Source organism: Clostridium sp. UBA1652 (assembly GCF_002320975.1).
GTDB lineage: Bacteria > Bacillota > Clostridia > Clostridiales > Clostridiaceae > Clostridium_T > Clostridium_T intestinale.
On sequence record NZ_DCLI01000006.1, the window covers coordinates 44,961 to 56,152 of the forward strand.

Consider the following 11,192-nt stretch of genomic DNA (forward strand, 5'->3'; position numbering starts at 1 on the left):
TATAACAATGCATTTTGTGGAAGTTGAAGATAGAGTGAAATTATATGTCAAAGACTTGAATCCAGGGTATGAAGATGCTATAGTTTTTATTCATGGATGGCCAGTAAATCATAAGATGTTTGAGTATCAATTAAATTTTCTACCTAATTATAATTTTAGATGTGTTGCTATAGACTTAAGAGGTTTCGGAAACTCTGATAAACCTTGGCATGGATATTGTTATAATAGATTAGCTGATGATATTAGATTTGTTATAGAAGAGTTGAACCTTAGAAATATAACCTTAGTAGGATTTTCAATGGGAGGGGCTATAGCAATAAGATATCTATCTAGATATAAAAAAAGCAGAGTAAAAAAACTGGCTTTATTATCAGCAGCGGCTCCTGTGTTTACGAAAAGAGAAGACTATCCTTATGGGAAAAGTATAGAGGAAGTAAATAAGTTAATTTTAGACACTTATGAAAATAGACCTGAAATGATAAGTGAGTTTGGAAAAATATTTTTTAATACAGAAGTTACTCCTAATTTTAGAGCTTGGTTTAATGGTCTTGGTCTAGAGGGGGAGAACTATTCAACAATAAAAACAGCTGTATCCTTAAGAGACGAAGATTTAAGGAATGATTTAAAAAACATAGATGTTCCAACTGGAATTTTTCATGGAAAAAAAGACAAGGTTTGCCCTTACGAACTTGCGTTAGAAATGAAGAAGGGCATAAATAATTCAGTTTTATATACTTTCGAAAATAGTGGACATGGTATCTTTTATGATGAGTTAGAGGAGTTTAATAAAAATTTTACAGAATTTTTATTACAAGATTAATAGAAAAAAGTTGTTGCAAATTTATTTTTCAATGATTTGCAACAACTTTATTTTTTAAATTTCTTTATCATTAGGATAATATTGTTTAAATGCTTCATCATAATCTTCAGGTTTATTGAATTCTTGAACTTCACTTATGTAGGTGCCTTTTTCATCATGAATTTTTTCTTTATATACAGTTTTAAAACTATCACTATCTTTAACTTTATTTGATTTTCTCAATGTTTACACCTTCTTTTAATTTAATAGAAAAAGAACAAATAGGATTAAACTAACACCATTATAAATAATTTATTATACATAGATAATCTTTCGACTAAATACAAATAAATCACTACCTATAACAATGAGTCGTTCCACCATATAAAATATCTACACAACCTTATATAACCTTACGGCTATATAATATCATTACAACACCTTATATGATGTTAGCTAAACCCTATATGATAAGTTGGAATATTAGTATAATAAGAAGTTTTAGTTTCCGACTACAAAAACACTTTTCCTAACCATATAGAATTCACTAGAATTAAGTATAAATTTATACTTAATTCTAGCAAGATTAAATAAATCTAAAAGAATTATTTAAGTATTGGCTTAATCACTATTTGTTCCTTGATATTATATTAACCTAAATTGGTTTTTATATTCTGGTAAGTTAAGGAATTAAAAACCTCTTTTTTTAGCTTCAACATAACTGTCATTTTTGCCAGGCTCCTCTATAGTCTGAGAAATTTGATTTTTAGACCATTGATCTTGAGTTTTAGTTCCATTTCTTAAAGCATTTTCTTTAGTAAAAGTTCTTTTATTATCATTTTTCATAGCTACACCTCCTTATTTCATTCTTTATTAGTATTAATAAATATTAAGAAAATATCATAAGGAGTTATAACCTAAAAAAGAAATTTTGGGCAAAATATAAGAAAGGCTTGGGGTAAACAAGCCTTTCTAAATGATGAAGGGTAAATCTATATACTAATATTTCATTTTGTGCCGAAATGAAATGAATAGTATCGAATAATATAGGAAAATATTAAAATTTTCCATTTAAAGCTGTATATATAAAATTAAATATATATACTATATTTATGTAGATAAATGAAACACTTCACTATCCATAACTAGTATATGATATAAATTCAAAAAAATCCATAGTTAAAATGAAAAATTCATTAAGAAGTTCATTTTTGCGAGGTTTAAAGTTTTAGATTTATTAAATCTCTTTTGAATTATGGGGAGAATTTAGAAGCAGTTGAATATATTGTAATAAGGAATAAAATATTAAAGATTTACTATAGTATTTCTTTTAGGTAGGTGATAATCATTAAAACTTTTAGATTTATTCTAATGATTATTCTTTTTATAGGAATTTTAATTGGTTCCATTTTTACCACCAATTTAGAGGTTAAAAAGTTTTTACAATTATTTTTAGTGGCAGGACTTTTCATGACAGCAGTAATAAAGTTCTTTAAAAAACTGTGAGACTTTTTAAAAGGTATTCCTAAACTTGTGAGGAATACCTTATTTCTATAAAAACAATTTGCTGTTAATTCTTTTATCATACTCTGACCAACTACCTTCGGGAGTAATATCTCTAATCTGCTGAACCTTATTCATGGTAGCATCTATGTTATCAGCAATACTTAAAATCAAGGCTTCTTCTGTTTTAGGTTCCCTAGGTGAACCATACTCTAATTTTCCATGATGTTGGACTATGCAGGCTTTTATTCTTGCTTTAAATTCCTCAGTATAAAGAGTAGGTTGTTCGTTAAAGGCCTTTTCAACCATTTGAGTGCCTATAACTATATGTCCTTCCATTTCTCCTCTTAAACTATATCTAAAGGGAGAATCATGATAAAATTCATATATTTTACCAATATCGTGAAGCTTAGCCCCTAATATAGCAATTTCTTTACGCCTTATTCTATAGCTATATGCAAGATGTTTAGTTAGTTTCATAACCCCTAAAGTATGTTCTGCAAGGCCACCACGATAGTTATGATGTTGAGAGACTCCACCTATGCCTGATTTAAACATATCTAAAAATTCCTGATCCTTAAAGAAAAATTCATTTAAAGCTAAAACATCTTTGCTTTTAAATTCTTCTAAAGAAATTTTCTCAATCTCATCTAAAAGATTAGATATATCACCATTATATTTAGGCAAAAATATATCTAAATCTGGATCTTTTTCAATTTCATATTCTGAAACTTCGAAAAGAGAAGTATATTTTCCTTTAACTTTCAAAACCATTCCTAATTCTAAACTTGTATTCGCAACTATAGATGCTTTAAAATCTCCAGAACTATCTCCTAAAATAATAATATCTTTTTTACCATCCTTATATAGTTTTCTAATTATCATAAAAGTTGATTTAATAATTGATTTAGAAATATGTATATCTTTAGCATACACTTTATTATTCATAACATTCACCTCATCAAAGACATTAAATTTATTATAAGAAAAACAAATTGAAATTATTCTAAGGAAATAGTTGATTAAAATTACAATTTATTTCCAAAATATGTAAAGTGTGATAAGATATATTTAAGAGAACCTATATGTGTAGGAGGAAGATGGATGAGTTACAAAAATTATTATTATGGAGATATAAATATGGATATAAATTTATCCATGAGAAAACTACAAATATTAAGAGAAGATTTGTTTAAAGACAAACCTTTTTATAAAGGAATATATAATAAGTATAGAATAAAAACGCTTAAAAAAATTATAAAAAGTGGATTTCCCCAGCCAGCCATAGTTGTTTCATTAAATCCATTTTTAGTAGCAGCTTACTCGGATGACTTAGATTGTGTAGCTATTTTAGCTTTTCCGAAAGATTTAATTAATGAATACAAACTTACTATTGGATCAAAACTACTTTCATTAAATACTTATAAAAATGGAAATGAATATGACAACGATATTATGCCAGGTGAGAATCCAAAAGGATTATGGGTAGGGTTTACACCTAATATAGCGGATTTTTTATCTGAGGATATGGAAGTTATCGAAAGGAAAAAAATTGATATATCAGATGAATATTGGGGACGTGGATATGAACTTGGATTAAAATATATAAATAATTTTCCAGATGTACAAAGAAGTGGTGAACCTCTTTTATCAGGAAAAATACCTTTGGGAATATAAGAGGATGTTTAAAATCCTCTTTTTTACCAAAAGTTATCAAGCTTATCTAAGGTAAAGACAAAATCATAATAATAATCACCATAATTACTAGTACAACCATAATCAATTAAACGTAAGCTATTATCAAGGAATCCCCATGAGGTAGGGGAATATAAATCTTCCTCTAAAAGATAGAATTTATCTGTTAAAGTATCAAGATAATCTTTAATATGTGAGTATCCTGTAAAATTACTAATGTTTATATATTTTGTTTTAGTAAAAAAAGACATAGGTGTAGCTCTCCTCATAACTATATGTTTTGGAGTAAAGTATTCTATTGGGCATAATATAGTTTTCAGATTACTTGAAGCATTTTGAAAAACATAATTTTCTACAGAATTTTGATAAAAGCCATCTATACCCTTGGAAATTTTAATTACATATTCGTCATCAAGAGCATAAACTCTTCTTGCGATACCTTCACCTAAAAAATGATATTGAGCAGACATTTCCTTTGGGGATAATTTATCTAATTCCTTTGTAAGTTCTTCCCACATTCTTATCTCCAGTAAATTAATACACTATTAGTTTACTCAAAAAATCCATAATGTGATACAAAATGAAAAAAGGAAACCCCTATAAAAAAGAGTTTCCAGAAAATTTTCTGATTAAAAAGCCCAATTTCCATCCTTAAATACTTGGATTTTTTCGTTAGTATAAGTATAACCAACTATATTTAAATCATCTGTACCTATCATAAAATCAACATGAGTTAAAGAGTCATTTGCCCCTCTTTTAACAGCTTCTTCATTTGTAATTTTATCGCCATCATCAAAGCAAGGATATGCCTTACCAATAGCAAAATGACAGGAAGCATTTTCATCATATAATGTATTAAAGAATATTATATTTGAATTAGATATAGGTGAATCATGTGGAACTAATGCAACCTCACCTAAGTAGTGAGATCCTTCATCTGTTTCTATTAAATGTTTTAAAGTATCGTAACCTTCTTCAGCTGAAAAATCAACAACTTTTCCATCTTTAAATGTTAATGAGAAGTTATCAATTAAATTACCACCATAATTAAGTGGTTTTGAAGAAAATACAGTTCCATTGACCCCAGTTTTTAAAGGTAGAGTGAATACTTCTTCAGTTGGCATATTTGCAACAAAATATCTGCCATCAGCACAGGTTTCTCCACCTCCAACCCAAATATGTCTTTCAGGTAATTGTACTCTAAGGTCTGTTCCTTTGGAGTTTGTGTAATGTAACTCTTTAAAATTATTGTCATTTAAGAATTTACTTTTCTCTTGCAAATTATCTATATGAGCTTTCCAAGCCTCATTTGGATTTTCTGTATCAATTCTAACTATATTAAATATAGTTTCCCAAAGTTTTGCAACTGCATCTTCAGTAGATAAATCATTAAAGACTTTTTTAGCCCAGCCTTCAGTTGGAATTGAAACGACACACCAAGGACATTTATTTGACATTAAAAGCTCAGAAAAATCCTTGTTAGCTAATTGCATAGCTTTTTGAGCTGTTGATATTTTTTCTGTATCAACACCCTTAAGGTTTTCAGGGTCGGATGCAGAGATGCTAATGAAGGCAGCTCCTTTTTTTGCATAATAAAGTTTTGATTGCACTTTCCAATCAGGAACCTCTTCTAAAGTTTCTAATGAAGCATAAGTTAAATTTATTTTTGTGAATTTTTCATCTGCCCAATGAATAGTAACTTCTTTAGCACCTTTTTTGTAAGCTTCTTCAGCCATTTTTCTAGCAAAGTCAGCACATTCTATTGGAGAGTTTATAACCAAGTAATCGTCTTTTTGTATATTTACTCCTGTCCCTACAGCGAGAGAAGCATATTTTTGCAATAATTTTTCCATTTATTATCACTCCTTCAGTATTATTTTCTCAAATCTTGCCTTATATTTCAAGCTGTAAGCATATTTTAACCTTTATATGTTAAAATTAATAATACTGATAGATGAAGTTTTTAGCTAAAAATAGTATAATTAGCTTATTATGATTTATTTGGAGGAAAAAATGAAGAAGATTTTACTTATAGATAGTAATTCACTTATGAATAGAGCGTTTTATGCATTGCCACCACTTACTAATAGCGATGGCCTCCATACTAATGCCATATATGGGTTTACTAATATGATTTTGAAGATACAGGATGAAATAGTCCCAGATTATATAATAGCAACATTTGATAAAAAAGCACCAACTTTTAGGCATAATGAGTATGCGGAGTATAAGGCAGGAAGAAAAAAAATGCCGCCAGAGCTCGCAGAACAGTTTCCTTTAACTAAGGAGCTACTTAGCTATTTAGGTATACCTATATTTGAATTAGATGGGTTTGAAGCAGATGACCTTTTAGGTACCTTATCTAAAAAGGCAGAAGAAAACAATATAGAAGTATATGTTTTAACTGGAGACAAGGATGCGCTTCAATTAGCATCGGATACCACAAATATAATAATTACTAAAAAAGGTGTATCTGAAAAGGAAGTTTATAATAGACAAAGAATGCAGGATGATTTTGGAGTTACACCTCTAGAATTTATAGATGTAAAAGGACTTATGGGCGATAAGTCGGATAATATACCAGGGGTTCCTGGAATAGGGGAAAAAACAGCTTACAAATTAATTCAGACCTATGGAAGTGTAGAAGGTGTATTAAACAACATAGCTGATATTTCAGGTAAAAAAATAAAAGATAATTTAGAAACTTACAGTGAACAGGCAATTTTCAGTAAAAAGCTTGCAACTATTATGAGGGATGTACCTATAGAATTTTCTTGGGATGAAGCTCTTCATAATGAAAATATAGATAAGAGAAAAGTTAGAGAATTACTAATTAAGCTCGAAATGAAGTCTCTTTTAGGTAGATTTCAAGAAGAGAATATATTAGAAGAAAAAGAGGATATTAATTCTCAAACTATAACCACAATATCAGATTTTAAAAACTTAATGGATAAAATATCAAAAGATGTTTATATAATATCTGAACTTATAGAAGAGAATGTTTTTTCAAAAATTAATATAAATAGGCTTTACTTAAGTTCTAACAATGAAATTTTTATTATAGAATGTTTAAAGATGGAGATTGAAAATTCAGAAGAATATATTAAAGCACTTAAACTTCTTTTTGAAAATGAACAAATAAAAAAATATTCCTATAGAATAAAAAATACTTTAACTGTCTTAAGAAAATTTAATGTTGAACCTAAAGGCATAGAATTTGATGTTGAGTTAGCAGCTTATATAATAGATTCATCAAAGGGTAAATATCCATTAGAAAGCCTTTTAGAAAAATACTTAAATAAAGGAATTAACGCAGAGGGTGAAGAAGAGAGGGTTTTTGAGGCTTATAATCTTAAAAATCTAGTTGATATGTTAAGAGAGAAGCTAAAAGAAGATGAAATGGAGGATCTTTACTATAATGTTGAGTTACCACTTGCAAATGTATTATCTTCTATGGAAGCGGAAGGTTTTAATATAAATAAAAAAATGTTAGAAGAATTGTCAGTTTCATTTAAAAAAGAAATAGATGAAAAAGGAAATAAAATCTATGAGCTAGCAGGTGAGGAGTTTAATATAAATTCGCCAAAGCAGTTAGGCAAAATACTATTTGAAAAACTTGACCTTCCTCCAGTTAAGAAAACAAAAACTGGATATTCAACTAATGCAGAGGTTTTAGAAAAATTAGTAGATAAACACCCAATTATAAAAGAAATAACTTATTATAGACAAATAACAAAGATATACTCAACTTATATTGAAGGGTTAAAAGCTGTTATTGATGAAGATGGAGGAATACATTCAAGCTTTAATCAGACAGTTACAACAACAGGAAGATTAAGTTCAACAGAACCTAATTTACAAAACATTCCTATTAAATATGAAATGGGTAGAGCTATAAGAAAAGTATTTATTCCTAAAGAGAAGGAAGATGTTCTTATATCAGCTGACTATTCTCAAATAGAGTTAAGAGTTTTAGCACACATGGCAGAAGATGAAAATATGCTTCATGCGTTTAGAGAAAATATAGATATTCATACTAAAACTGCTTCAGAAGTTTTTAAAGTTCCATTAGATGAGGTAACTAAGCTTATGAGAGGAAGAGCTAAAGCTGTTAACTTTGGAATAGTATACGGAATTTCAGATTTTTCTTTATCTCAAGATTTAGGGATTACTAAAAAAGAAGCTGCAGAGTATATGCAGATATATTTTGATAGATATCCTAAGATACAGGGATTTCTTCATGAGGTAACGGAAAAAGCTAAAGAGTTTGGATATGTATTAACAATTTTAAACCGTAGAAGGTTTATACCAGAAATACTATCTTCTAATAAAATATTAAAAGCCTTAGGGGAAAGATTAGCAATGAATGCTCCTATACAAGGAAGTGCTGCTGATATTATAAAAATAGCTATGATAAGAGTTTATGAAAAACTTAAAGAAAATGGACTTAAGAGTAAACTTATACTTCAGGTTCATGATGAACTTATATTAAATGTTAAGCCAGATGAACTAGAAGAAGTTAAGGAATTAGTTAAAAATGAAATGGAGCATGTATTAGAATTAAATGTTCCTCTTGAAGTTGATGTAAATATAGGTGACACTTGGTATGATGCAAAATAGGGGGTAATAGTATGTTAAAGGTTGGATTAACAGGTGGAATTGGAACGGGAAAAAGCACTGTTAGTAAATTTCTTAAAGATGCTGGATTTCCTATAATTGATGCAGATGTAATATCTAGAGAGGTATTAGATAAATACCCAGATATATTAAAAAGAATTAGAAAAGAGTTTGGAGAAGGTTTTTTTGACTGGAAAGGTGAGTTTAGAAGAAAAGAATTCGGTAATCACATTTTTCGATTTCCAAGACTTAGAACTAGATATGAAGATCTGATAATGCCTTATATAATTAAGGAAATAGATGAGGCTTTCAAAAAATTAGAAGATAAAAAGGCTAAGATTGTGATATTAGATGCTCCAACGTTAATAGAAAATAATTTACATGAAGTCATGGATTTAGTTATTGTTGTTTGGGCTGATCACAATACACAGCTTTCAAGGATTAAAGATAGAGATAGACTGGGGACAGGAGAGGCTCTTCAACGAATAAATGCCCAGCTTAGTTTAGAAAAAAAGAAGGAATATGCAAATATAATAATTGACAATTCCAAAGACATTTTAAGTACAGAAGTTCAAGTTAGAGATTTAATAGGGATACTAAACCTTTATAAATAATTTCTAAGGAGTGAAGAATGAAAGCAAAAAAAAGAATAATAATAATTTTGTGTATAATCATATTTCTTGTATTTTTTAGAGAATGTATACTTAAAATTGTGTATCCTTTAAAGTATAAAGAAACCATAGTTGAGTATTCTGAGGAATATAATCTAGATCCATATTTAGTAATGGCTATAATAAAAACAGAAAGTAACTTTCAGAAGGATGTAGTATCTCATAAACAAGCATATGGACTTATGCAGATGACAGAGCCAACGGCGACATGGATTGTAGGAGAGATGAAAAAAACAGATTTTAAGTACAGTGATTTATTTGATGCTGATACTAATATAGAGATGGGTTGCTGGTATTTAGACAACTTAAGAACAGAATTTAATGATATTGACTTAGTACTTGCTGCCTACAATGCTGGACGGGGAAACGTTAATAAGTGGCTTGATAATTCAGAGGTTTCAAAGGATGGGGTTAATCTTCACAATATCCCTTTTGGAGAAACAGATAAATATATAAAGAAGGTTAAAGTAAATTACAATATCTATAAATTTTTATATGGGGGCATAGGGAAAAAAAATGAAGGTTAAAGTAACAATCGCAGTGGTGTTATTACTTAATCTTGTATTATTTGGTATATGGTTTATTTTTATTAAGCCATATACCTTTACTATAAATACAGGAATAAGTTGGAGCGAAAAAGAAAAAGCGGAAGAAGAAAAAAATTTACATGATTTTATAAGCAATAACCTAAGTAAAAAGGATTATGGTATATACACTACTTATTTAGAAAAACCTAATGATAAAGAAACAACTAAAGGTCATAGCGTACTATCTGAGTCTCACGGATTATGGATGTTATATGCCGTAGGTGCTAATGATAAAGATGCTTTTGATGAGAGTTATGGAATTATTAAAGATAGATTACTAACCTCTAAGGGTTTGGTGGCTTGGAGATATGACGATAATGAAATTTCTAAAGGTTCTTCAACCATTGATGACCTAAGAATAATAAAAGCACTTATATATGGATCTGACAGATGGCAGGAAAATAAATATAAACACCTAGCAGCAAGTATTTCTCAGCACCTATTAAAAAATGTTGAGGACAATGGATACATATTTGATTTTAATGATGGGAGTTCAATAGGACAGGATGTTACTATTTGTTATCTAGATTTAACAACCATGAATTATCTAAAAGAGAGCAATAAAAAGTGGGATAAGATATACGCTAATTCCTTAGATTTTATAAAAAATGCTCAGATAACTAAAGGATTACCTTTGTTTAAAAAAGCTATAGACCTAATTCAGGAAAATATTCTAATGAGACAGAAACAGAATTGGTATATTCACTTATAGCGTTAAAGTATTTACAATCTGCTAATATTGATATAACTCCAGAACTTGATTGGCTATGGAATGAATTTAATAAGGATAAAAAAATATACATAAAATATTCATCTAAAGGAGAAAAATTAAGTGATATAGAATCTACGTCCATATATTCTTTTATAGGTGAGTTATTTGAGAACGATGGTAGATTTAATGAAGCTGAGAACATTAAAAAACGTATGAAAGAATTTCAAATAAAAAATAGTACAAGTCCGGTATACGGAGCTTTTGGTGAAGAAAAAACTATGGATATATATTCTTATGATAATTTAAACGCATTAATTTTTTTAAGTTCAAATGGGCTAGATGATTAAAAGAATACAAGTAACAAATAGATGGTTTTAACAGATGGTATAGTTTTAAAAATAACTAGAAAACTCTTTAGAAATGCTAAAACATTGACAAAACAGTGATATGGCATTATGATATTAAATGTAGTAAAAATAAGCAGATGTGGCGGAATGGCAGACGCACTATCTTGAGGGGGTAGCGAGTGTACTCTCGTGCGGGTTCAAGTCCCGCCATCTGCACCATATAAAAAAGAGAGATTCTATCCAATGTCATTAAGTTAAGAA

12 protein-coding genes and 1 tRNA gene are annotated in these 11,192 nt (G+C 28.9%); 8 read left to right on the forward strand and 5 right to left on the reverse strand.

All coding sequences use genetic code 11. The annotated features are described in order from the left end of the window. Positions 1 to 7: 7 nt before the first annotated feature. Positions 8 to 820, forward strand: coding sequence for an alpha/beta fold hydrolase (locus B3N22_RS01040; RefSeq protein WP_286904196.1), 813 nt, complete (start codon positions 8 to 10; stop codon positions 818 to 820). Positions 821 to 874: 54 nt separating this feature from the next. On the opposite strand, the gene B3N22_RS01045 is transcribed toward B3N22_RS01040, so the two are convergent. From B3N22_RS01045 to B3N22_RS01055, 3 genes are all read right to left on the reverse strand, one after another. Beyond that, a complete protein-coding gene (locus tag B3N22_RS01045; RefSeq protein ID WP_238906216.1) occupies positions 875 to 1,042 on the reverse strand; it encodes a hypothetical protein in 168 nt (55 codons plus the stop codon). A 447-nt stretch (positions 1,043 to 1,489) separates the two neighbouring features. Beyond that, positions 1,490 to 1,645 carry a hypothetical protein gene (locus B3N22_RS01050; protein WP_021801625.1) on the reverse strand — a complete coding sequence of 52 codons (156 nt, stop codon included), beginning with the start codon at positions 1,643 to 1,645 and terminating at the stop codon, positions 1,490 to 1,492. Positions 1,646 to 2,350: 705 nt separating this feature from the next. Next, complete coding sequence (locus B3N22_RS01055; protein ID WP_286904202.1) at positions 2,351 to 3,250, reverse strand: HD domain-containing protein; 900 nt, start codon at positions 3,248 to 3,250, stop codon at positions 2,351 to 2,353. A 156-nt stretch (positions 3,251 to 3,406) separates the two neighbouring features. Here B3N22_RS01055 and B3N22_RS01060 point away from each other — a divergent pair, with 156 nt between their 5' ends. After that, the gene (locus B3N22_RS01060) at positions 3,407 to 3,979 is read left to right on the forward strand and encodes a hypothetical protein (protein ID WP_286904204.1); all 573 of its coding nucleotides are present in this window, start codon (positions 3,407 to 3,409) and stop codon (positions 3,977 to 3,979) included. Positions 3,980 to 4,002: 23 nt separating this feature from the next. Here the strand turns inward: B3N22_RS01060 and B3N22_RS01065 are convergent, their stop codons facing one another. Together B3N22_RS01065 and B3N22_RS01070 are read right to left on the reverse strand one after the other, a co-directional pair. Then, positions 4,003 to 4,515 carry a hypothetical protein gene (locus tag B3N22_RS01065; RefSeq protein ID WP_073022017.1) on the reverse strand — a complete coding sequence of 171 codons (513 nt, stop codon included), beginning with the start codon at positions 4,513 to 4,515 and terminating at the stop codon, positions 4,003 to 4,005. Between the two features lie 111 nt (positions 4,516 to 4,626). Next, positions 4,627 to 5,850 carry an aminopeptidase gene (locus B3N22_RS01070; RefSeq protein WP_286904206.1) on the reverse strand — a complete coding sequence of 408 codons (1,224 nt, stop codon included), beginning with the start codon at positions 5,848 to 5,850 and terminating at the stop codon, positions 4,627 to 4,629. Between the two features lie 160 nt (positions 5,851 to 6,010). On the opposite strand from B3N22_RS01070, the gene polA reads away from it, so the two are divergent. The 6 genes from polA (at position 6,011) to B3N22_RS01100 (ending at position 11,150) form a co-directional block, all read left to right on the forward strand. Next, positions 6,011 to 8,617 carry a DNA polymerase I gene (gene polA / locus B3N22_RS01075; RefSeq protein ID WP_286904208.1) on the forward strand — a complete coding sequence of 869 codons (2,607 nt, stop codon included), beginning with the start codon at positions 6,011 to 6,013 and terminating at the stop codon, positions 8,615 to 8,617. A gap of 11 nt (positions 8,618 to 8,628) precedes the next feature. Continuing rightward, on the forward strand, positions 8,629 to 9,228 hold the full coding sequence (coaE, locus tag B3N22_RS01080) for a dephospho-CoA kinase (protein ID WP_238906206.1): 600 nt from the start codon (positions 8,629 to 8,631) through the stop codon (positions 9,226 to 9,228). A 17-nt stretch (positions 9,229 to 9,245) separates the two neighbouring features. Next, the gene (locus B3N22_RS01085; RefSeq protein WP_238906204.1) at positions 9,246 to 9,812 is read left to right on the forward strand and encodes a lytic transglycosylase domain-containing protein; all 567 of its coding nucleotides are present in this window, start codon (positions 9,246 to 9,248) and stop codon (positions 9,810 to 9,812) included. Next, the gene (locus B3N22_RS01090; protein WP_286904211.1) at positions 9,802 to 10,584 is read left to right on the forward strand and encodes a glycosyl hydrolase family 8; all 783 of its coding nucleotides are present in this window, start codon (positions 9,802 to 9,804) and stop codon (positions 10,582 to 10,584) included. The genes B3N22_RS01085 and B3N22_RS01090 overlap by 11 nt, the downstream gene beginning before the upstream one ends. Next, positions 10,566 to 10,931: a hypothetical protein gene (locus B3N22_RS01095; RefSeq protein WP_286904213.1), complete on the forward strand. Its 366-nt coding sequence runs from the start codon at positions 10,566 to 10,568 to the stop codon at positions 10,929 to 10,931. The genes B3N22_RS01090 and B3N22_RS01095 overlap by 19 nt, the downstream gene beginning before the upstream one ends. Before the next feature lie 133 nt (positions 10,932 to 11,064). Beyond that, positions 11,065 to 11,150, forward strand: a tRNA-Leu gene (locus tag B3N22_RS01100). Positions 11,151 to 11,192 lie beyond the last annotated feature (42 nt).